20 protein-coding genes, 3 tRNA genes and 1 pseudogene are annotated in these 19,938 nt (G+C 71.6%); 18 read left to right on the forward strand and 6 right to left on the reverse strand.

The features are described 5' to 3' along the window. The 6 genes and pseudogenes from E0D90_RS11070 to E0D90_RS11095 all read left to right on the forward strand — a co-directional run. Positions 1-87: pseudogene (locus E0D90_RS11070) on the forward strand (ATP-binding protein); the annotation flags it as partial. A 226-nt stretch (positions 88-313) separates the two neighbouring features. Continuing rightward, a complete protein-coding gene (locus E0D90_RS11075; RefSeq protein ID WP_130797645.1) occupies positions 314-1,105 on the forward strand; it encodes a fumarylacetoacetate hydrolase family protein in 792 nt (263 codons plus the stop codon). After that, positions 1,098-2,603, forward strand: coding sequence for a glutamate--tRNA ligase (gene gltX, locus E0D90_RS11080; protein ID WP_130797647.1), 1,506 nt, complete (start codon positions 1,098-1,100; stop codon positions 2,601-2,603). Before E0D90_RS11075 ends, gltX begins: the two co-directional genes overlap by 8 nt. Before the next feature lie 758 nt (positions 2,604-3,361). Then, positions 3,362-3,433, forward strand: a tRNA-Gln gene (locus E0D90_RS11085). A gap of 24 nt (positions 3,434-3,457) precedes the next feature. Continuing rightward, positions 3,458-3,530, forward strand: a tRNA-Glu gene (locus tag E0D90_RS11090). A 32-nt stretch (positions 3,531-3,562) separates the two neighbouring features. Further along, positions 3,563-3,635: transfer RNA gene (locus E0D90_RS11095), tRNA-Glu, on the forward strand. A gap of 125 nt (positions 3,636-3,760) precedes the next feature. Here E0D90_RS11095 and E0D90_RS11100 read toward each other — a convergent pair. Further along, entirely contained in the window at positions 3,761-4,252 is a 492-nt protein-coding gene (locus E0D90_RS11100; RefSeq protein WP_103501924.1) for a DUF4188 domain-containing protein, read from the reverse strand. A gap of 207 nt (positions 4,253-4,459) precedes the next feature. Here E0D90_RS11100 and E0D90_RS11105 point away from each other — a divergent pair, with 207 nt between their 5' ends. After that, entirely contained in the window at positions 4,460-5,152 is a 693-nt protein-coding gene (locus tag E0D90_RS11105) for a MerR family transcriptional regulator (RefSeq protein WP_130797649.1), read from the forward strand. Between the two features lie 60 nt (positions 5,153-5,212). Here E0D90_RS11105 and E0D90_RS11110 read toward each other — a convergent pair whose 3' ends face one another. After that, on the reverse strand, positions 5,213-5,944 hold the full coding sequence (locus E0D90_RS11110) for an IclR family transcriptional regulator (protein ID WP_103501926.1): 732 nt from the start codon (positions 5,942-5,944) through the stop codon (positions 5,213-5,215). Between the two features lie 207 nt (positions 5,945-6,151). Here E0D90_RS11110 and leuC point away from each other — a divergent pair, with 207 nt between their 5' ends. The 5 genes from leuC to E0D90_RS11135 all read left to right on the forward strand — a co-directional run bounded on the left by leuC (position 6,152) and on the right by E0D90_RS11135 (position 10,165). Further along, complete coding sequence (gene leuC, locus E0D90_RS11115; RefSeq protein ID WP_103501927.1) at positions 6,152-7,582, forward strand: 3-isopropylmalate dehydratase large subunit; 1,431 nt, start codon at positions 6,152-6,154, stop codon at positions 7,580-7,582. A 5-nt stretch (positions 7,583-7,587) separates the two neighbouring features. Beyond that, complete coding sequence (gene leuD / locus E0D90_RS11120) at positions 7,588-8,184, forward strand: 3-isopropylmalate dehydratase small subunit (RefSeq protein ID WP_103501928.1); 597 nt, start codon at positions 7,588-7,590, stop codon at positions 8,182-8,184. A gap of 746 nt (positions 8,185-8,930) precedes the next feature. Further along, positions 8,931-9,185, forward strand: coding sequence for an SCO5555 family protein (locus E0D90_RS11125; RefSeq protein WP_130797651.1), 255 nt, complete (start codon positions 8,931-8,933; stop codon positions 9,183-9,185). A gap of 125 nt (positions 9,186-9,310) precedes the next feature. Then, the gene (locus E0D90_RS11130; protein ID WP_103501930.1) at positions 9,311-9,919 is read left to right on the forward strand and encodes an HU family DNA-binding protein; all 609 of its coding nucleotides are present in this window, start codon (positions 9,311-9,313) and stop codon (positions 9,917-9,919) included. 51 nt (positions 9,920-9,970) lie between these two features. Continuing rightward, the gene (locus tag E0D90_RS11135; protein ID WP_130797653.1) at positions 9,971-10,165 is read left to right on the forward strand and encodes a hypothetical protein; all 195 of its coding nucleotides are present in this window, start codon (positions 9,971-9,973) and stop codon (positions 10,163-10,165) included. On the opposite strand, the gene cofC is transcribed toward E0D90_RS11135, so the two are convergent. Further along, entirely contained in the window at positions 10,137-10,802 is a 666-nt protein-coding gene (cofC, locus tag E0D90_RS11140) for a 2-phospho-L-lactate guanylyltransferase (protein ID WP_130797655.1), read from the reverse strand. The genes E0D90_RS11135 and cofC overlap by 29 nt on opposite strands. A 209-nt stretch (positions 10,803-11,011) precedes the next feature. Between cofC and E0D90_RS11145 the strand changes: the two genes are divergently transcribed. The 3 genes from E0D90_RS11145 to E0D90_RS11155 all read left to right on the forward strand — a co-directional run bounded on the left by E0D90_RS11145 (position 11,012) and on the right by E0D90_RS11155 (position 14,248). Then, positions 11,012-11,839 (forward strand): lysophospholipid acyltransferase family protein, encoded by an 828-nt coding sequence (locus tag E0D90_RS11145; RefSeq protein ID WP_130797657.1) that lies wholly within the window; start codon positions 11,012-11,014, stop codon positions 11,837-11,839. Then, complete coding sequence (locus E0D90_RS11150; RefSeq protein WP_130797658.1) at positions 11,836-12,837, forward strand: NAD(P)H-dependent glycerol-3-phosphate dehydrogenase; 1,002 nt, start codon at positions 11,836-11,838, stop codon at positions 12,835-12,837. The genes E0D90_RS11145 and E0D90_RS11150 overlap by 4 nt, the downstream gene beginning before the upstream one ends. A gap of 268 nt (positions 12,838-13,105) precedes the next feature. Next, on the forward strand, positions 13,106-14,248 hold the full coding sequence (locus E0D90_RS11155) for a D-alanine--D-alanine ligase family protein (RefSeq protein ID WP_103501935.1): 1,143 nt from the start codon (positions 13,106-13,108) through the stop codon (positions 14,246-14,248). Positions 14,249-14,379: 131 nt separating this feature from the next. Here the strand turns inward: E0D90_RS11155 and E0D90_RS11160 are convergent, their stop codons facing one another. Beyond that, positions 14,380-14,937 (reverse strand): DUF3515 domain-containing protein, encoded by a 558-nt coding sequence (locus E0D90_RS11160; protein ID WP_227870134.1) that lies wholly within the window; start codon positions 14,935-14,937, stop codon positions 14,380-14,382. Positions 14,938-14,956: 19 nt separating this feature from the next. Continuing rightward, on the reverse strand, positions 14,957-15,190 hold the full coding sequence (locus E0D90_RS11165; protein WP_103501937.1) for an Lrp/AsnC ligand binding domain-containing protein: 234 nt from the start codon (positions 15,188-15,190) through the stop codon (positions 14,957-14,959). Positions 15,191-15,321: 131 nt separating this feature from the next. On the opposite strand from E0D90_RS11165, the gene E0D90_RS11170 reads away from it, so the two are divergent. Together E0D90_RS11170 and thiD are read left to right on the forward strand one after the other, a co-directional pair. After that, entirely contained in the window at positions 15,322-16,308 is a 987-nt protein-coding gene (locus E0D90_RS11170; protein ID WP_103501938.1) for a thiamine-phosphate kinase, read from the forward strand. Positions 16,309-16,310: 2 nt separating this feature from the next. Beyond that, positions 16,311-17,150: a bifunctional hydroxymethylpyrimidine kinase/phosphomethylpyrimidine kinase gene (gene thiD / locus E0D90_RS11175; RefSeq protein ID WP_130797660.1), complete on the forward strand. Its 840-nt coding sequence runs from the start codon at positions 16,311-16,313 to the stop codon at positions 17,148-17,150. Positions 17,151-17,587: 437 nt separating this feature from the next. Here the strand turns inward: thiD and rpmB are convergent, their stop codons facing one another. Next, positions 17,588-17,773, reverse strand: a complete 186-nt coding sequence (gene rpmB, locus E0D90_RS11180; RefSeq protein ID WP_103501940.1) for a 50S ribosomal protein L28 — start codon at positions 17,771-17,773, stop codon at positions 17,588-17,590. A 243-nt stretch (positions 17,774-18,016) separates the two neighbouring features. Between rpmB and E0D90_RS11185 the strand changes: the two genes are divergently transcribed. Beyond that, entirely contained in the window at positions 18,017-19,819 is a 1,803-nt protein-coding gene (locus tag E0D90_RS11185; protein WP_130797662.1) for a DAK2 domain-containing protein, read from the forward strand. Positions 19,820-19,938: the final 119 nt, after the last annotated feature.

The following is a 19,938-nucleotide window of genomic DNA, read 5'->3' on the forward strand; positions in this document are numbered from 1 at the left end:
ATCACGACGGACGCGCGGCATCGTGCGGAGGCGAAGTCCGCTTTGATCACGTTGGTGGAGCACGCCCTGATGGCCCGGCTTCGCTGACCGCGCGATCGGATCCCGGCTCCCGCCGCGGCAGCGGTCCCGGAATCGCGCCGACCACACGCCCCCGCCCCTCCCGGGCGGGGGCGTCCGCGTGTGGCCCGCCGTGACCGCCGGCGGGTGAACGCCGCCCGCTACCCTGACATCGCAGAAAACGTGCACCGCACCGGGCGCGCGGCCCCGTCCCGGGCCCGATGCCCCGGCCATCGAGTGAAGGGCAGCACCTCCCGTGCGCATCGCCAGATTCTCCATCGACGGAAACGTCGGCTTCGGTGTGGTCGAAGGGGACCCGGCCGACGACGGCGGTCAGACCATCGACCTCATCAAGGGTCACCCGTTCGGTGACTTCGACCGCACCGGTCGCAAGGTGCCGCTGAGCGAGGTGCGGCTGCTCGCACCCGTCCTGCCCAGCAAGGTGGTGGGGATCGGCCGCAACTACAGCGAGCACGCCCGTGAGCTCGGCAACACCGTCCCGGACACCCCGGTCGTCTTCTTCAAGCCGTCCACCTCCGTCGTGGGGCCCGGCGACCCCGTGCCCTACCCGACGTTCTCGCGGAACGTCCACCACGAGGCGGAGCTCGCCGTCGTCATCGGCCGCATGTGCAGCCAGGTCCCGCGTGAACGCGTCGGCGAGGTCATCCTCGGCTACACCTGCGCCAACGACGTCACCGCGCGTGACACGCAGCGCTCCGAGGAGCAGTGGGCGCGAGCCAAGGGCTTCGACGCCTCATGCCCGCTCGGCCCCTGGCTCGAGACCGGGCTCGATCTCGCGACCGCGGGTGACCTCGCGGTGATGTGCACCGTCAACGGCGAGCAGCGCCAGCTCGGCCGGACCAGCGAGATGGTCCGCTCGATCGAGGACCTCGTCGTCCACATCACCGAGGCCATGACGTTGCTGCCCGGCGACGTGATCCTCACCGGCACTCCCGCGGGTGTCGGACCCATGAACGTCGGCGACGAGGTCGCCGTCACCATCGAAGGCATCGGCACTCTCACCAACAAGGTTGTGAAGCGTGACTAGCGCAGCCCTCCCTCCCGTCCGCGTCCGGTTCTGTCCCTCGCCCACCGGCAACCCCCATGTGGGTCTGATCCGCACCGCCCTGTTCAACTGGGCGTTCGCCCGCCATCACGGCGGGACCCTGGTCCTGCGGATCGAGGACACCGACGCCGCCCGTGACTCGGAGGAGTCCTACCACCAGCTCCTCGACTCGCTGCGCTGGCTGGGCCTCGACTGGGACGAGGGCCCGGAGCCCTACGACGCCACCAGGACCGCGTCCGGCGATCACGGCCCCTACCGGCAGTCCCTGCGCACGGAGATCTACGCAGACGTCGTGGAGCGCCTGCGGGCCGCCGGGCACGCCTATCCCTGCTACTGCACCGCTGAGGAACTGGACCGGCGGCGGGAGGCCGCCCGCGCCGCGGGGCGTCCTTCCGGCTACGACGGGGCCTGCCGCGACCTCACCGACGAGCAGCGCGCCGCCTACGAGGCCGAGGGGCGCAGCCACGTACTGCGGTTCCGGATGCCCGACGAGACCATCACGTTCACGGACCTCGTGCGGGGCGAGCTGACGTTCACCCCCGACAACGTGCCCGACTACGGGATCGTCCGGGCCAACGGCGCCCCGCTGTACACCCTGGTCAACCCCGTCGATGACGCTCTGATGGGCATCACCCATGTGCTGCGCGGGGAGGACCTCCTCTCCTCCACCCCCCGCCAGATCGCGCTCTACCGGGCCCTCGCCGACATCGGCGTCGGGAGTGGCGCAGTGCCGGAGTTCGGCCATCTGCCGTACGTGATGGGGGAGGGCAACAAGAAGCTTTCCAAGCGCGACCCCCAGGCCTCGCTCAATCTCTACCGGGAACGTGGTTTCCTCCCTTCCGGGCTGCTCAACTACCTCTCCCTGCTGGGCTGGTCCATCGCCGAGGACCGGGACATCTTCACCGTCCAGGAGCTGGCCGACGCCTTCGAGATCTCCGCGGTCAACGCCAACCCCGCGCGCTTCGACCTCAAGAAGTGCGAGGCCATCAACGCGGTGCACCTGCGGGAGATGCCCCCTGAGGAGTTCGCAGCTGCCTGCGAGCCCTGGTTGCGGGCGCCCCACGCGCCGTGGAAGCCGGACGCCTTCGACGCCGAGGCGTTCGCCGCCCTCGCCCCGCTCGCCCAGACCCGGCTGACGGTTCTGTCCGACATCACCGACAACGTCGACTTCCTGTTCCTCGACGAGCCGGCGTTCGACGAGAAGTCCTGGGACAAGGCGATGAAACCGGGAGCGGCCGATCTGCTGGTGACGGCGCGCGAGCGCATCGCGACAGCGGAATGGAACGCTGAGGCGCTCAAGGACGCTGTCCTCGCGGCGGGCGAGGAGCACGGCCTCAAGCTCGGCAAGGCCCAGGCACCCGTCAGGGTCGCCGTCACCGGCCGTACCGTCGGGCTTCCCCTGTTCGAGTCACTGGAGATCCTGGGCCGCGACCGTACGCTCGCCCGGGTCGACGCCGCGCTGGCGAAGCTGTCGGCCTGACGCGGGGACGTGGCCCGACCGATGGCCAGGGCCCTCTTCGCGCCCGGGTGATCACACACGGTTCCAGAGTTCCCGGTTGCGGTCGCCCGCCGCCGGGGACCTCTGGAACCGCGAGACACACATCCGCACATCCGTGCGGCCGTGCGGCCGAGGAGGCTTCGCCCTCCGGGCCCCTGCGCCCCGGTCGGCCTCGCCGACCGGGGCGCAGGCGTTCCGTACCGGTCCCCCGGCCCCGGGGCGTTCCATAGCGCTTTCTCCCTGTGGCGCCCAACCGCGGGGCCACCCTGGCCGGCCCCGCCGCCCCGCCGGGCGCCCAAGGGCGCTGTGTCGGGCCGTGGCCCCGCTGGCCGGCCTTCACGTACCTCTGCCCCCGGCCGGGCCGCGCAGCCCGTCGCGCAGGCCTCACGCGCCCAGTCCGAGCGGCTCACATGCCCTGCACGCCCCGGGCGCCACTGTCGTGGCTGGTGCGTGCCGGTGGTGGATCCCGCCCCGCGTTCGCCTGGACCATGCTGTCCGCTTGGGCTGGAGCCCCCTGCCGCGGGAGATCCCGGCTGCCCGGAAGCGGCTCCGCCACGTGGTTCAGCTGCTCCCCTCGGCGGGCCGTGTGGTGGTCGTGATCCCGCTAGGGGAACCCGTTTTGGCGGTCGGACCTCGATCGGGTAATGTTCTTCCCGTCGCCAAGCGAGACGGAACCGAAAGGGGCCGGGCATCGGGAGGCAGACAACCAAGCGAAAGCTCCTCTGGGAGTTGAGTTTTGGTGGGCTATGGTGTAATTGGCAGCACGACTGATTCTGGTTCAGTTAGTCTAGGTTCGAGTCCTGGTAGCCCAGCGATCTTCATCCAGCAAGATCTAAGCCCCCGTTGTGTAGCGGCCTAGCACGCCGCCCTCTCAAGGCGGTAGCGCCGGTTCGAATCCGGTCGGGGGTACTGTGACCGCTTCGCAGTGGTCACATGCTGGAGCCCCCGTTGTGTAGCGGCCTAGCACGCCGCCCTCTCAAGGCGGTAGCGCCGGTTCGAATCCGGTCGGGGGTACAAGATCAAACTGAGCCCCACGCCCCGTGCGTGGGGCTCAGTCGTTTGTCGGCGGGCGTCGCGCGGCTCAGCAGGAGAAGGCGCCCACGCTTCGCAAAGCCCGCGGCAGGCCGTGGTGGCAGGGATCACGAAGTGACGATGCCGTCCGTGCCGGGCTGCCTCAGCTGTGAGAGGCGGTCGGCCGCCCGCTGGCCTCTCCGTCCAACCGGTATGACCCCGCCGGCCTCGCCGAGACCGAAAGTGGGCATGTTCACATAGACCTGCTCGTGCGCTCCCGCCGGGACGACGTAGGTCTCGTGCCAGAAGCCGACTGCCTTGCCTCCCGACCGCATCCGGCGGTTGAACTTCGCCCACGCGGGCCGGTGTTCGCCCTCGCTGTCGGCGGCGTAGGCGAGTAGCTGTTCATGGGACTCCCAGTACTGAACCAGGTATGCGAGACGCGGCCCGCCGAGCAGTTGCTGGAAGCCGAGCAGGCCCCTCGCCGGCTCTCGTCGCAGCTCGGCGAGCATCCGCGCCATCGCGGTCGCCACGGGCACCCATGCGCGCGGCCGCAGGAAGCTGTTGATCCTCATCCCGATGAGGAAGACCGTGATGTCGCCCTCGTGCGCCGCCGTCATGCGCCCGGGATTCACCGTGGAAGCCATTGCCCCGCCCTTCGTCGTGCTGCGTACCTCTCGCCCGCGGTTCCGCGCCCGTCATCCGGAGCGTCGTCACGGAACCGTTGGTGAGTGACACTATCCATGGTTGGATACTGTCACTCACCAAGGTGGTGCGCAAGTCGCCCGAACGAGCGAATCGCGGGCCAGGGAGAAGGGTGCGTGCCGATGCGGCTCTCGGAGCTGAGTGAACGCGGTGGCGTCGCGACGGCGACCATCAAGTACTACCTGCGAGAGGGGTTGTTGCCCGCCGGCCGGCGGGTCTCCGCCACGCAGGCCGAGTACGGGGAGGAGCATCTGCGGCGGCTCCGGCTGATTCGCGCGCTGACCCAGGTCGGTCGTGTGCCGGTCGCCACCGCGCGCGACGTACTCGCCGCCATCGACGACGAAAGTGATCAGTTCGAGCGGCTCGGCGCCGCCGTCTACGCGCTCCCGCACGGTCCGGACCCCGACGAGGCCGACCCGCTGACCGAGCGCGCGAGCCGCTGCGTCGAGGAGCTGGTGGCCGAACTCGGCTGGCACGACGAGTGCGCGTCACCTCCTCATCGCATGCTCGTGTCCTCCGTCGCCGCCCTCATGCGGCTCGGTTACCCCTGCGGGCCCCGGGAGCTGCTGCCCTACGGGCGTGCGGCGGCAGTCCTGGCCGAGACCGACGTCGCCCTGGTGGCGGAGAGCTTCGAGCCCGGCATGACGCGGATCGAGGCCGCTGTCGCGCTCACCGTGCTGTACGAGCCGGTGCTGCTGAGTCTGCGGCGCCTGGCGCACACCGAGGTGTCGCGGCGGCGCTTCGCGAGTGAGGGTCCGCCGTCGACCGGGAGCGGAGCGGTGCCCGCGGAAGGGGCAGGGCGGGGCGGCGGCTGAGTGAGTCGTGCCGGCGCCCCGAGCGCCGCTTCCCGCGGGCGGAGTCGTGGGGCGTGCGGGTCAGCCGCCGGTGCGGCGCAGCGCGTCGGTGAGGCGGCTGGCCGCGTCGATCAGGGCCTTGGCGTGCATCCGGCCCGGGTGCCGGGTCAGCCGCTCGATCGGCCCGGAGACCGACACGGCGGCGACCACGCGGTTCGACGGTCCACGCACCGGCGCGGAGACCGAGGCGACCCCCGGCTCGCGCTCGCCGATGGACTGCGCCCATCCCCGCCGCCTGACCCCGGACAGCGCGGTCGCGGTGAAGCGTGCCCCCTGGAGCCCGTGGTGCAGCCGCTCCGGCTCCTCCCAGGCCATCAGGATCTGGGCGGCCGAGCCCGCCTTCATCGGCAGGGTGGAGCCGACCGGGACGGTGTCGCGCAGGCCGGACAGTCGTTCCGCAGCCGCCACGCAGATCCGCATGTCGCCCTGGCGGCGGTAGAGCTGGGCGCTCTCACCGGTGATGTCGCGGAGGTGGGTGAGTACCGGTCCCGCCGCGGCGAGCAGCCGGTCCTCGCCTGCCGCGGCGGCCAGTTCCGACAGTCGAGGCCCCAGCACGAACCGGCCCTGCATGTCGCGGGCGAGCAGCCGGTGGTACTCCAGTGCCACCGCCATACGGTGCGCCGTCGGCCGCGCCAGCCCGGTCGCCGCCACCAGCCCTGCCAGGGTCGCGGGTCCGGACTCCAGCGCGCCGAGCACCAGGGCCGCCTTGTCGAGCACTCCGACGCCGCTGGAGTCACCACGAGATGTGTCCATGCAACGATACTCGCGTCTCACTCTGTGAAACGCAAGCTCGATTCCGCGCGGATCCCTGCACCCTGTACCCAGGCGCCCCGCACCGACGCGGATCGCCGGTCACCGTCCGGTGCGCGGGGAGCGGACGGCGGCCCCGGACGGCACGCCACCGACACGGCAGCGACACGAGGTGGGCCCGGCACACGCGACCGGGCCGGAGGGAATCCGATGGGACGGACACTGGCAGAGAAGGTCTGGGACGACCATGTCGTCCGGCGCGCGGAGGGCGAGCCGGACCTGCTGTACATCGATCTCCACCTGCTTCACGAGGTGACCAGCCCGCAGGCTTTCGACGGCCTGCGGAAGAACGGCCGCACGGTGCGGCGCACCGACCTCACCATCGCCACCGAGGACCACAACACCCCGACGCTCGACATCGACAAGCCGATCGCCGACCCGGTCTCCCGGACGCAGTTGGAGACGCTGCGCCGGAACTGCGCCGACTTCGGCGTCCGGCTGCACCCCCTGGGGGACGACGAGCAGGGTGTCGTGCACGTCGTCGGCCCGCAGCTCGGGCTGACGCAGCCCGGGATGACCGTCGTCTGCGGCGACAGTCACACCTCCACTCACGGCGCGTTCGGAGCGCTGGCGTTCGGCATCGGCACCAGCCAGGTGGAGCACGTGCTCGCCACGCAGACCCTGCCGATGGCCCCGTTCCGCACCATGGCCGTGACCGTCACCGGTGAACTGCCCGACGGCGTCACCGCCAAGGACCTCATCCTTGCGATCATCGCCCGCATCGGCACCGGCGGGGGACAGGGGTACGTGATCGAGTACCGCGGCGAGGCCATCGAGAAGCTCTCGATGGAAGCCCGGATGACGATCTGCAACATGTCGATCGAGGCCGGGGCCCGAGCCGGCATGATCGCCCCGGACGAGACGACGTTCGCCTACCTCGACGGTCGCGACCACGCGCCCACCGGCCCGGACCGGGACGCCGCCGTCTCGTACTGGCGCACCCTGCGCACCGACGACGACGCCGTCTTCGACCACGAGGTCGTCATCGACGCCACCGAACTGGCGCCGTTCGTCACCTGGGGCACCAACCCCGGCCAGGGGCTGCCGCTCTCCGGATCGGTGCCGGACCCGGCGTCCTTCGCGGACGCCGGCGAGCGGCTGGCCGCCGAGAAGGCGCTGGAGTACATGGGGCTGTCCGCGGGACAGCCGCTGCGTGACATCGCGGTCGACACCGTCTTCGTCGGTTCCTGTACCAACGGCCGCATCGAGGACCTGCGTGCCGCCGCGTCCGTGATCGAGGGACGCAGCGTCGCGGACGGCGTCCGGATGCTGGTCGTGCCCGGCTCCGTGCGCGTCGCCCTCCAGGCCGTCGCCGAGGGGCTGGACAAGGTGTTCACGGCGGCGGGGGCCGAATGGCGCCATGCCGGATGTTCCATGTGCCTGGGAATGAACCCCGACCAGCTCGCACCCGGCGAGCGTTCCGCCTCCACCTCCAACCGCAACTTCGAGGGGCGGCAGGGCAAGGGCGGCCGCACGCACCTGGTGTCACCGCAGGTCGCGGCCGCCAGCGCGGTCACCGGGCGGCTCGCGTCCCCCGCCGACCTCGACGTGTCCGACGCAGCACTGCCCGCGGGAGTCTGATCACCATGGAAGCCTTCACCACGCACACCGGCCGGGCCGTTCCGCTGCGGCGCGGCAACGTCGACACGGACCAGATCATCCCCGCCCACTGGCTCAAGAAGGTGACCCGGGACGGCTTCGAGGACGGGCTCTTCGAGGCATGGCGCAAGGACCCCGGGTTCGCTCTCAACCTGCCCGAGTACGCGGGTGCGACCGTGCTCGTCGCCGGCAAGGACTTCGGGACCGGGTCCTCCCGGGAGCACGCGGTCTGGGCGCTGCAGAACTACGGCTTCAAGGCTGTGATCTCAGCGCGCTTCGCGGACATCTTCCGCGGTAACTCCCTGAAGAACGGGCTCCTGACGGTGGTGCTGCCGCAGGCCGCCGTGGACACCCTGTGGCAGCTCACGGAGAGCGACCCCGCCACCGAGGTCACCGTCGACCTCGTCGCCCGCGAGGTGCGGGCAGGTGCCACGTTCCGTGAGTCGTTCGAGCTCGACGAGAACGCCCGCTGGCGACTGCTGGAGGGGCTGGACGACATCAGCCTCACGCTGCGCGAGGAGGACTCCATCGCCGCGTACGAGGCCTCGCGGCCGACGTTCAAGCCGCGCACCCTCACCGCCTGAACGGGGCGAGCGCCGCCGCGGGTCCCGGCGGCCACGGGGCCGTCCCATCCGCCCCGTGGCCGCCCACCGGCTGAGTCGAAGACGGGTCTGGCTCTCACCGTTCCCGGTGCCACGCGTCCCTCCCGCTCTCCCGCACTCCCCACCCGAGGCTGTTCCGTTCGTTTCGGTCGTCGGCCCCCGTCGCGGGACCGATCCGCCCTCGCTGCTGGGCCGGTCCCGCACCGTGCCCAGCGGCGAGGCCCGGCCCCACTCCCCGCGGTGAGCCCCGGCCCCGGCGTTCGGCGCTGGGCCGTTCCGGCACTGTTTTCGCCCGGTGCGAACGCGCCGGGCCACCGCTCCCTCCCTGTGGCGCCGCGTGATTCACGCGGCGCCGCAGCGGCATGCCCACAATCGCCCCGTGCCCGGACAGGGGTCAGCGGCGTCGTCGTCGCCGTCGCGGCACCACTCCGCCGAGCGCCGCGCGCGGGGCACCGTGCCAGATCACGCCGGGCAGCCGTTCACTCGGTGCCCGGCTCGGCGAGCGGACCCACGTGGACCTGTGCCCATCTGTGCGCCGCGGTCCGACGGCGGCCGCCCAACCCGGTTTCCTGGGTAGTATTTTCGGCCAGCGAAAAGACCTGTCGAGGCGTCAGGAAATCCGTCGGCGCGGCCAGTTGCCCCGCCCCGTCCCGCCGTGGCACCGTCGGGAACGCACTCTGTTGGGGGTCGGACAGGCGACAACTCACCCCCGATGGCACAATTGGTGCATGGAACGCGACGGTCAACTCGAGCTGTACGACCTCGTCGCCGCACGGCTGAAAGACGCGCACTCCGCGGTGCGCTCGCTGCAAGTCTCCGAGGACGTAAGGCAGGCCCTCACCCGAAGGCTCCTCGCCATCACGGCCGCCGCCAAACAGGATCTCCCGACCGCCGTTAGGCGGCTCGACCGGTTCACGGCGGACCTCGACGCCGAACGCCTCCCGACGGGGCGATCGGAGGACGAGCGCGACGCGAGTCCGTGACGGTCGAGTTCGTTGCGACACGAGGGTGATTCGCCCGTTTCAGGTTTGATTTGCTGTATATATCTGCCTAACGTGCGAAAAAGCTTGAACACATTCGTTCCAGCACCGCCTCCGAAGGGGAAGACGTGAACAAGGCACAGCTCGTTGAAGCGATTGCCGACCAGCTCGGCGGACGTCAGCAGGCCGCCGCCGCCGTCGACATCGTGCTCGATGCGATCATCCGTGCGGTGGTGTCCGGTGAGCGGGTTTCGGTGACCGGCTTCGGCTCGTTCGAGAAGGTCGAGCGCCCGGCCCGGTACGCCCGCAACCCTCAGACCGGTGAGCGGGTGCGGGTCAAGAAGACCTCCGTGCCGCGCTTCCGCGCCGGCCAGGGCTTCAAGGACCTCGTCGCCGGGACGAAGAAGCTCCCGAAGAACGACGTGGCCGTCAAGAAGGCGCCCAAGGGAAGCCTCTCCGGTGGCACTTCGACCAAGAAGGCCACGACCAAGAAGGCTGCCGCGAAGAAGACGGTCGCCAAGGCCACCGCCAAGAAGACCACCACCAAGAAGGCGGCGGCCAAGAAGACCACCGCCAAGAAGACCACGGCGAAGAAGAGCGCGGCGAAGAAGTCGACCGCCAAGAAGGCCACCGCCAAGAAGGCGCCCGCTCGCAAGACCACCGCGAAGAAGGCTCCGGCCAAGAAGACGGCCGCCCGCAAGACGACCGCCAAAAAGGCCACGGCGCGACGCAAGTGAACCCGCGCCATCGGCGGTGACCTGCATGACCCGAGCCGATAGGCTCGGCTCATGCAGGCCACCGCTCACACCTTTGACGCCCGTTCGCGTTCCGGCAGCGTGCTGCTCGACGACGGCACGCCCGTCCAGTTCGGGCCGGACGCGTTCGACGCCGGCGGGCTGCTCCTGCTCCGTCCCGGGCAGCGCGTCCGCATCGAGCGATCGACGGACGGCCGGATCAGCTGCGTGACACTGCAGACCTTCTGAACCCCGCACCGAGCCGGTGTGTACCGGCAGCGGTGCGCGGCCCCACCCCCAGCGCCAGAGCCGCCAGCAGGTCGTCCCCCGTGTCGACGTCCTGGCGCACGCTCTCCACGTCCGGCGGCATCAGCTCCACCGCGCCCGACGCGCGATGCCGCATGCGGGAAGCGGGTCCGAACCCCGGGGCAGGGTCCACTCCCGCCAGAGCCGCCAGCAGCGTGGTGCCGGTGCCGGCCGCGTCCGCCAGGAAGCTGCGCGGTACCTCGGAGGCCGCCGCCAGCACCCGCGCGAGTTCACCGGAGCGCAACGCCGGGAGATCCGCGTTGATCGCGGCGACATCGGGCTGCGGGTGCCCCGCACGCACCGTGCGCACCCCGTGCTCCACGGCGGCGTTGAGCCCGCGTCGCGGGCTGTCCGGCACGACGCGCGCGCCCATCCGCGCCAGGCGCTCTCCGGCTTCCTCGTCGTCCGTGACCACTGCCACATGGGCGACCGCGGGGCACTCCAGCATCGCGGCGAGTGTGTCCTCGGCGAACGCCAGGGCCAGGGCGGGCCGCAGTTCGTCGCCGGTCGCCTCCGTCAGCCTGCTCTTGGCACGGCTCAGCGACTTCAACGGCATCACCACCGCCCAGTTGCCCGTCATGGTCGCCCCCTCGTGTCCGTCATCACGTCATTCTCTCCCGCCCGGTCCGGACCTTTGCGTCGCCCCGGGTCCCGCAGTGCGCGCCCTGATGTGCGTCAGGCCGTCGGGGTGATGAGACGATCTGCTGGACAGCCCGGGAGCCGAGGGCGACACTTGTGCGGCTGTCCGCGGCAGATCGTCGCAGCAGCGCCAGAGGAGATGGTGTCCGAGTGTCCCGCCGCAGAATCGGCTTCAGCTATCGCTTTGCCGCGTGTTTGGTGAAACCGCCGATGCTGGTCCTGTTCAAGCGGGACTGGCGCGGAATGGAGAATATCCCGGATGCGGGCGGATTTCTCACCGCGGTGAATCACAACTCCTATCTCGACCCGCTTTCCTACGCGCACTACCAGTACAACACCGGGCGAGTCCCGCGCTTTCTGGCGAAGGTCGGTCTGTTCAAGTCCGGCTTCGTCGGCACCATGATGCGCGCCACCGGCCAGATCCCGGTCCTGCGTGAGACGTCCGACGCCGCCGGTGCCTTCCGCGCCGCCGTCGACGCCGTACACGCCGGCGAGTGCGTCGCCTTCTACCCCGAGGGCACCCTCACCCGGGACCCCGACCTGTGGCCCATGGAGGGCAAGACCGGGGTCGCGCGCGTCGCCCTCCTCACCCGGGCCCCGGTCGTTCCCGTGGCGCAGTGGGGTGCGCACGAGGCGGTGCCGCCCTACGCCACGGAGCGGAAGGTGCGCCTCTTCCCGCGGCGCACGCTCGTCGTGGTCGCCGGCCCGCCCGTGGACCTCAGCGCGTACTACGAACGCGAACCCACCGCGGAGGTACTGAGAGAGGTCACCGACCGCATCATGGACTCGGTCACCGAGCTGCTCGCGACCGTACGCGAGGAGACGCCGCCCGCCACGCGCCATGTGCACCATCGCCCCTTGGACGGGGCTGTGCGTGACGACCACCGGGCCGTGCCCGCCTCTCGCACGGAGGAACCCGTGCCCGACCGTCGCGCCTCCGCGACGGCACCCGCGGAGAACAAGGAGGCCGCGGAATGACCCGCGTCGCGATCTTCGGCACCGGCTCCTGGGGCACCGCGTTCGCCGTGGTGCTCGCCGACGCGGGATGTGACGTCACCCTGTGGGCCCGCCGTCAGGACGTCGTCGACACCATCACCCGGACCCGCACCAACCCCGACTACCTGCCCGGCGTCCCGCTGCCCGAGCGGGTACGGGCCACGAACGACCCGGCCGAGGCCGCCTCGGACGCCGAGTTCGCGGTGCTCGCGGTCCCCTCGCAGACACTGCGGGACAATCTCGCCGCCTGGTCGCACCTGCTGCCGCCCGACACCGTCCTCGTCTCCCTGATGAAGGGAGTCGAACTCGGCACGACCAAGCGGATGAGCGAGGTCATCCAGGAGGTCGCGAAGGTGCCCGCGGGCCGGGTCGCCGTCCTCTCCGGCCCCAACCTGGCGTTGGAGGTCGCCGCGCGGCAGCCCGCGGCCGCGGTGGTCGCCTGCCAGGACGTGGAGGTCGCGCGCAGGCTCCAGGCGGCGTGCCACACCTCCTACTTCCGTCCCTACACCAACACGGACGTCATCGGCTGCGAGCTGGGCGGAGCCGTCAAGAACGTCATCGGGCTGGCCGTCGGTATCGCCAACGGCATGGGTCTCGGCGACAACACCAAGGCGTCCCTGATCACGCGAGGGCTCGCCGAGACGAGCAGGCTCGGGCTGGCCATGGGCGCGGACCCCGCCACGTTCGCGGGACTGGCGGGCATGGGCGACCTGGTCGCCACCTGCTCCTCGCCGCTCTCACGCAACAACACCTTCGGGACCAGTCTGGGCAAGGGCATGACGCTCGACGAGGCGCGTGCGGCGACCCGGCAGACCGCCGAGGGCGTCAAGTCCTGCCGTTCGGTGCTCGACCTGGCCCACCGGAACGGTGTGGAGATGCCGATCACCGAGACCGTGGTGAACATCGTTCACCAGGGCACCCCGCCGATGGTCGCGCTGAAGGAGCTGATGGCCCGCTCGGCCAAGGCCGAGGGCGTCTGAGGCCGCCGGGAGCCAGGCGTGGCCCGGCGTGGGGGGAGGGTGACGTCCCGCCCCGCCGGACGACGCCCCGCCGACTCGCCGCATGGGGCGCCGACGCGGGGCCCCATGCGGCGGAGTTCGAGCCTCCCCGCCGTACCGTCGCCCCGTCGCGCCGCCGTTCGCGCGATCCGGCGACCGTCCGCCAGGTGCGTCAAAAGCCCGCTCGGGGCGGCACAGTACGGTGAGGCTTCTTACCGCCCTTCTCGCTGTTAGGTAATCTCGAGTCGATATGAGCAGCCAGCCCTCCTCCCAGAGCCCCAAGCCGCGCGTCGCCGTCGTGTTCGGCGGCCGCAGCTCCGAGCACGCCATCTCGGTGGTCACCGCGGGCGCCGTGCTCCGGGCGATCGACCGCGAGCGGTACGAAGTCCTGCCGATCGGTATCACCGCCGAGGGCCGCTGGGCGCTGACCGCTGACGCACCCGAGCGGATGGCCATCGCCGACCGCAAGTTGCCGGCGGTCGCCGAACTCGCCGACTGCGAGACCGGGTCGGTGCTGCTGCCCATGGACGCCGGCGGGCGCGAGGTCATGTACACGGAGCCCGGCTCCGTCCCCAAGGCGCTCGGCGAAGTCGACGTCGTCTTCCCGGTGCTGCACGGCCCCTTCGGTGAGGACGGCACGCTCCAGGGCCTGCTCGAACTCTCCGGCGTGCCGTACGTCGGCTGCGGCGTCCTTTCCTCCGCGGTCGGCATGGACAAGGAGTTCATGAAGCGGGTCTTCAGCTCCTTCGGTCTGCCCGTCGGTCCCTACGAGGTGCTGCGGCCCCGCGACTGGCAGCGTGACGAGGCAGCCGCACGCGCGCGGGTCGTCGCGCTCGCCGAACGCCACGGCTGGCCGCTGTTCGTGAAGCCTGCCCGCGCCGGCTCCTCCATGGGCATCAGCAAGGTGAACGGGCCCGACGACCTTGACGCCGCGATCGCCGAAGCGCAGCGACACGACCCGAAGGTGATCGTGGAGACGCTCCTGACGGGGCGCGAGATCGAATGCGGGGTCCTGGAGTTCGCCGACGGCGCCCGCGCGAGCGTCCCGGCGGAGATCCCACCCGTCTCCGACCACGACTTCTACGACTTCGAGGCGAAGTACATCGACTCGGCCAAGGGTGTCGTGCCCGCCGACCTCACCGAGGAGGAGACCGGCGAGGTGCGCGCCCTCGCGGTGCGGGCGTTCGAGGCCCTCGGCTGCGAGGGGCTGGCGCGTGTGGACTTCTTCCTGGGCGACGACGGCCGTCTGGTGATCAACGAGATCAACACCCTGCCGGGCTTCACGCCCATCTCGATGTTCCCCCGTATGTGGGAGCAGAGCGGTCTGAGCTACCAGGAACTGGTCGACCACCTCATTCGGACCGCCCTGGACCGGCCCTCCGGTCTGCGTTGACGCCGTGCCCCACCCGGCCCCGTCCGGGCGCGGCCGCGACGGCGGCCGAGCCGGGGCCGGGGCCGCCCGCCGTGCGCCAACCGGGCCACCGCGCCGGGTGGACCGGCCGTGAGGACGGGGCGGGACGGCGGTCAGTGGTCCCCGTGGTCGTGCTCCGTGCCGCTGTCCGCGCCCGTCTCCCCCTCGTAGTACTGCTCCCACAGCGGGTCGTACGGCACGTTGGCGTGCACCGCCTCGGCCACGTCCACCAGGGCGTCGACCTCCGGCGCGTACGCGCCCGGCACCTCGACCTCCACGTAAACGGTCCGTTCCGTGGTCGTGAAGCGGTAGCCGTCGGCCTGTTGTTCCAGCAGCCACGACACGTCGTTCACCTGGATCGCGTCCGAGGTGGGCCGGTACGTCTCACTGCCCGGGGTCAGCGCCGCGGGCCGTTCCACTCCGCAGCGCAGGGTGATCGCCGGATCGCCCCAGGCGGCCACGTACTCCGCGTCATCCGGGACCTCGCGGGACTCCTCGTCCTCGACCCGCTCCGGCAGCGCGGCCAGCACGGCGTCGCAGGCCTCCGCCGCCTCCCCCTCGGGGCGGGGCGACTCCACGGAGACCGTCGAGGACGGGCCGCAGGAGACCAGGAACGCCACCATGGGCAGCGCCGGAACCAGGTGTCGAAGGCGGCGTACGGTAGAGGTCACCGAGCGATCATACGAGGGGCTACAGGTGGACCACGGGGCAGGTGAGGGTGCGGGTGATACCGGTCACCCGCTGCACTTCGGCGACGACCAGGCGTCCCAGCTCGTCCACCGACGACGCCTCCGCACGCGCGATGACGTCGTACGGACCGGTGACGTCCTCGGCCTGGATGATGCCGTGGATCTTGGAGATGACATCGGCCACGGTGGATGCTTTTCCCACCTCGGTCTGGATCAGAATGTAGGCCTGTACCACGGGTCCTCCTGGGCGGCTTCGAGGAACGGGGGCGCTACCGTAACGCGTCACCACCCACCACAGGGAGACGGCCCGCACGCTGGTCACGGCGGGTTGACGCGCAGTCCGGGACAAGACAAGAGGAGAGCTGAGTGAGGGGCACCGTGGGCGAGCTGGGGGAGTTCGGTCTCATCAGGGAACTGACGTCCCGGATCACCGCCACACCGGCCGTACGGCTCGGCCCGGGAGACGACGCAGCCGTGGTCGCGGCCCCGGACCGGCGGGTGGTCGCGACAACCGACATCCTGCTGGAGGGCCGGCACTTCCGCCGCGACTGGTCCACGGCGTACGACGTCGGCCGGAAGGGGGCCGCGCAGAACCTCGCTGACATCGCCGCCATGGGCGCGGTGCCGACCGCTGTGCTCCTCGGGCTCGTGGTCCCGGCGGACCTGGCCGCCACCTGGCCCATCGAGCTGATGGACGGCATCCGTGACGAATGCGGTGTCGCCGGAGCCGGCGTGGCGGGCGGCGATGTCGTCCGCGGCGACGTGATCACCGTCTCGATCACCGCCCTCGGTGACCTCCGCAACCGAGAGCCCGTCACCCGCGCCGGAGCCCGCCCCGGCGACGTGGTGGCGGTCACTGGCTGGCTCGGCTGGTCGGCCGCGGGGAACGCCGTCCTCTCGCGGGGATTCCGTTCGCCCCGCGCGTTCGTCGAGGCGCACCGCCGCCCCGAACCCCCGTACCCCGCCGGCCCGCTCGCCGCCGAACTGGGCGCCACGGCGATGACCGACGTCAGCGACGGCCTGATCGCCGACCTCGGCCACATCGCGCAGGCCAGCAAGGTGCGGATCAACATCCGGTCCGCCGACCTCGACGTGCCCGCGCAGATGAACGACATCGGCAACGCGGTCGGCGTCGAACCGCTCCAGTGGGTACTCACCGGGGGGGAGGACCACGCGCTGGTCGCCACCTTCCCGCCCGACACCAAGCTGCCGGCCCGCTGGCGGCGCGTCGGAGAGGTCCGCCACCCCTCCGCACTGCCCCGTGTGACGGTCGACGACGCCGCCTGGGACAACGCGGGCGGCTGGGACCACTTCGGTGGCACCGGCAGCCCCGTCACCGTGGACGGAGCCTGACCATGGACCGCCTCGCCGCACCGTCCGCCAGCGCCACGCCCCCGCCACGCGTCCTCACGGTCGCCGGATCCGACTCGGGCGGCGGAGCCGGAATCCAGGCGGACCTCAAGACCATGCTCGCCTTCGGTACGCACGGCATGAGCGTCATCACGGCGGTCACGGCGCAGAACTCCCTCGGCGTGCAGGGCGCCTGGCCGCTGCCCGTCGCCGCTGTGACCCGGCAGTTCCGCAGCGTGGTCGACGACATCGGCGTCGAGGCCGTCAAGACCGGCATGCTCGCCTCCACCGAACTGGTGGAGGCCGTCGCCGAACTACTCGCCGGTACACAGGCACCCGTGGTGGTCGACCCGGTCGGGGTGTCCAAACACGGTGACGCCCTCCTGGATCCCGCCGCACTCGACGCCGTCAGGCACCGACTGCTCCCGGCGGCCACCGTCGCCACCCCCAACCTGGACGAGGTCGCCCAGCTCACCGGCGTCACCGTGCGAGGGGAGGACGATCTGCGCGCCGCGGCCGACGCCGTGCTGGCTCTCGGGCCCCGCTGGGCGCTGATCAAGGGCGGCCACCTGCCGGGAGACGCGGTCGACCTGCTGACGGACGGGGCCGAGGAACACTGGTTGCGGGCCACCCGCCTCGACAACCGGCACACACACGGCACCGGCTGCACCCTCGCCTCCGCCATCGCCGCGGGGCTCGCGCTCGGCAGAACGGTTCCCGACGCGGTCGCGACGGCCAAGCGGTACCTCACCGGAGCCATCGCCTCCGGCTTCCCGCTGGGCCAGGGCATCGGGCCCGTCGACCACGGGTACCTGCTGCGCCGGGAGGGTGCCGACTGGCGGTGACCGCCTGGAGCCGGCTGTGGGGAGCCCGGCTGTTGGGGGCCGGGCACGGGGGCCGGTAACGGTCCGTCTCGCCGCAGTGTCGCGGCGGGGGAGTTGCCGGGCGGCGGCGCGGCCTTGGCCGCATGGGGCGAACTGTCAGTGAGGTTACCGTCGCGGCGCGGGCAGCGCCGTGCGGGCCGCGTGCGGCACCGCGCCCCGCCGGTCAGATGCCGCCCCATGCGGGCGCCCCGTGGCATGGGGCGTACGTGCCGCCCCATGCGGGCGCAGATGAACCCGGCGGTCACGGGTTCACCTGTCGGGATCACCTGGGTATCGGTGGGCCGTGAGGCCGCTGTATCGGGTCAGGGCATAGAAAAGCCGGTCCGCCAGAGGCGGACCGGCTTGACAGCCGTAGGCTGCGCCGGACCCATTCCGCCGCAGCGGAAGGGATCACCGAGTCAGCGCGTGACCTTACCGGCCTTGATGCACGAGGTGCAGGCGTTGAGGCGCTTCGGCGTCCCATTCACCTTCGCACGCACCCGCTGAATGTTGGGGTTCCAACGGCGGGGGGTGCGGCGGTGCGAGTGGGAGATGCTGTTGCCGAAGCCCGGCCCCTTGCCGCAGACATCGCAGTTGGCAGCCACGGGTCACTCCAAAGACGGGTCAGCCCCGCGCTGCGGGGTGACGGAAGACGTACGCTTAAGGGCCCAGCGCAACCGGCCGGACGGACCCCTTGAGGTCCCGCGGTGCAGCGCCAGGTGGTCGGCCCGACTCACGTCAGGCAACCGGAGCAGCATACCCCGGCCCTTCCCGAAGTCGGAAATCAGCCCTGGCCTCACGGACGTGGAGCAGCCGAACACGGCCTTCCGCATAGGGTGCCACCGTCGATGTCACCCGTCCGAGGAGGTCAGAACGTGACCCGACCACTGGACGCGGCGGCTGTCCGCCGCTGGTGCCGGATCGCCCTCGACGAGCTGGGCCAGGCGCGGGAATCGATCGACGCCATCAACGTCTATCCGGTCGCGGACGGTGACACCGGCACCAACCTCTACCTGACCGTGGAGTCCGCCGCTCAGGCGGTCGAAGCCGGCGCCACCGGAACCCCGACCCTGGCCGAGGCGTCCCGCACCATGGCGCACGGCGCGCTGATCGGCGCTCAGGGCAACTCGGGCACCATTCTCGCGCAGTTGCTGCGTGGCATGGCGCAGGTACTCGCCGAGCGGACGCAGTCCGCCGACGCCGCGACGCTGTCCCGAGCCCTCCGCCAGGCCGCCAACGCCGGGTACGAGGCGGTCGCCCGCCCCGTGGAGGGCACGATGCTCACTGTCGCCTCCGCCGCGGCCGACGCAGCCGAGGTTGTGGACGGCGGGGTGGCGGACGTGACAGCCGCCGCCTGTGCCGGCGCCCGACGGGCGCTCGCGGCCACCCCCGGGCAACTGGACGTACTGGCCCGGGCGGGTGTGGTCGACGCGGGCGGCAGCGGCCTCGTCACCGTGCTGGAGGCGCTGGACGCCGCGATCTCGGGCCGCGTACCCGGCCGGCGCGCACACCACGGCCTGGGGCCGGCCGACACCGGGAGGAACACCTCCGGCCGCGGCCTCCGGGCGCACAGCCGCCACGACGAGGGGACGGGCGACGCGCTGCGGGATGGGGCGGGCGACGCGCCGCCTGGGGCGAAGCGGTCCACGGAGGGATCGGCAGCGCCGGAAGGGTTCGCCGGTGCGCGTGACGTAGCCGCTGCCGCCGCCCCGTGCGGCGCCGCGGACGCGTCGCACGGGGCCGTGCCCGCACCCGGGCCCAGCCATGAGGTGATCTTCCTGCTCGATGCAGAGGCTTCGGCGGTGAGAAGGCTCAGGCACCGGCTCGACTCCCTCGGCGACTCCCTGGTGGTCGTAGGTGGTGAGGGCCTCTGGAACGTCCACGTCCACACCGACGACCCCGGTGGCGCGGTGGAGGCCGGTGTCGAGGCCGGCCGCCCGCACCGCATCCGCATCACCCATCTCGGCGGTCAGACTCCCCGGACGCCCCGCGCGCCGCGCGCCGTCCTCTGCCTGGTGCCGGGTGACGGACTCGCGGCGCTGTGCCGGGAGGCCGGAGCGGTGGCGCTCACCGTGCGCAGCGGAGAGCCGCCCGGCAGTGGTGAGCTCGCCGCCGCGATTCACCGTGCTCACGCCGAGGAGGTCGTTCTGCTGCCCAATGACGACGCGCTGCGTCATGCGGCGGCGGCAGCGGCCGAGCAGGTACGCGTCGAGGGGGTGCGGGTGGCCGTCATCCCCACCAGGTCACCGGTGCAGGGACTCGCGGCACTCGCCGTCCACACCCCGGACCGGCGGTTCGACGAGGACGTCGTGGCGATGACCTCGGCGGCCGGCGCCACCCGGTTCGGTGAACTCGCGGTCGCCGCGTCGGAGGCGTGGACCAGCGCCGGGATATGCCAGGCCGGTGATGTCCTCGGACTCATCGACAGCGATGTCGCCGTGATCGGCGCGGACATCACCGATGTCGCGACAGCCGTCGTGGAACGCATGCTCTCCGCCGGCGGTGAACTGGTCACGCTGGTCGTGGGCGCTGACGCTCCCGCCGGCCTCGCCGCCGAGCTGGAGCGTTGGGTGCGCCGGTCCCGTCTCGGAGTCGACACGGTGGTGTGCGCGGGGCGGCAAGCGGCGCCGCTGCTCATCGGCGTCGAGTGAGACGGGGCGTTCCCGCCGTGCCGCCGCCGAGGCGCTGCCCGCATGGTGCGCCGTGCGCGCGGCGCTGTCCCGGGGCCCGTGGCGCCCCGTGCCGGCCGCATGGGGCCGTCGCCCCGTCC

The organism is Streptomyces otsuchiensis, assembly GCF_004305975.1.
Classification (GTDB): domain Bacteria; phylum Actinomycetota; class Actinomycetes; order Streptomycetales; family Streptomycetaceae; genus Streptomyces; species Streptomyces otsuchiensis.

Bases quoted from the DNA above. Each gene is read 5' to 3' on its own strand.
- E0D90_RS11150 (WP_130797658.1), top strand. From the start codon at position 11,836: ATGACCCGCGTCGCGATCTTCGGCACCGGCTCCTGGGGCACCGCGTTC.
- E0D90_RS11155 (WP_103501935.1), top strand. From the start codon at position 13,106: ATGAGCAGCCAGCCCTCCTCCCAGAGCCCCAAGCCGCGCGTCGCCGTC.
- thiD (WP_130797660.1), top strand. From the start codon at position 16,311: ATGGACCGCCTCGCCGCACCGTCCGCCAGCGCCACGCCCCCGCCACGC.
- cofC (WP_130797655.1), bottom strand. From the start codon at position 10,802: ATGACGGGCAACTGGGCGGTGGTGATGCCGTTGAAGTCGCTGAGCCGT.
- E0D90_RS11125 (WP_130797651.1), top strand. From the start codon at position 8,931: ATGGAACGCGACGGTCAACTCGAGCTGTACGACCTCGTCGCCGCACGG.
- E0D90_RS11105 (WP_130797649.1), top strand. From the start codon at position 4,460: ATGCGGCTCTCGGAGCTGAGTGAACGCGGTGGCGTCGCGACGGCGACC.
- leuD (WP_103501928.1), top strand. From the start codon at position 7,588: ATGGAAGCCTTCACCACGCACACCGGCCGGGCCGTTCCGCTGCGGCGC.
- E0D90_RS11110 (WP_103501926.1), bottom strand. From the start codon at position 5,944: ATGGACACATCTCGTGGTGACTCCAGCGGCGTCGGAGTGCTCGACAAG.
- leuC (WP_103501927.1), top strand. From the start codon at position 6,152: ATGGGACGGACACTGGCAGAGAAGGTCTGGGACGACCATGTCGTCCGG.
- E0D90_RS11135 (WP_130797653.1), top strand. From the start codon at position 9,971: ATGCAGGCCACCGCTCACACCTTTGACGCCCGTTCGCGTTCCGGCAGC.
- E0D90_RS11185 (WP_130797662.1), top strand. From the start codon at position 18,017: ATGTCACCCGTCCGAGGAGGTCAGAACGTGACCCGACCACTGGACGCG.
- E0D90_RS11100 (WP_103501924.1), bottom strand. From the start codon at position 4,252: ATGACGGCGGCGCACGAGGGCGACATCACGGTCTTCCTCATCGGGATG.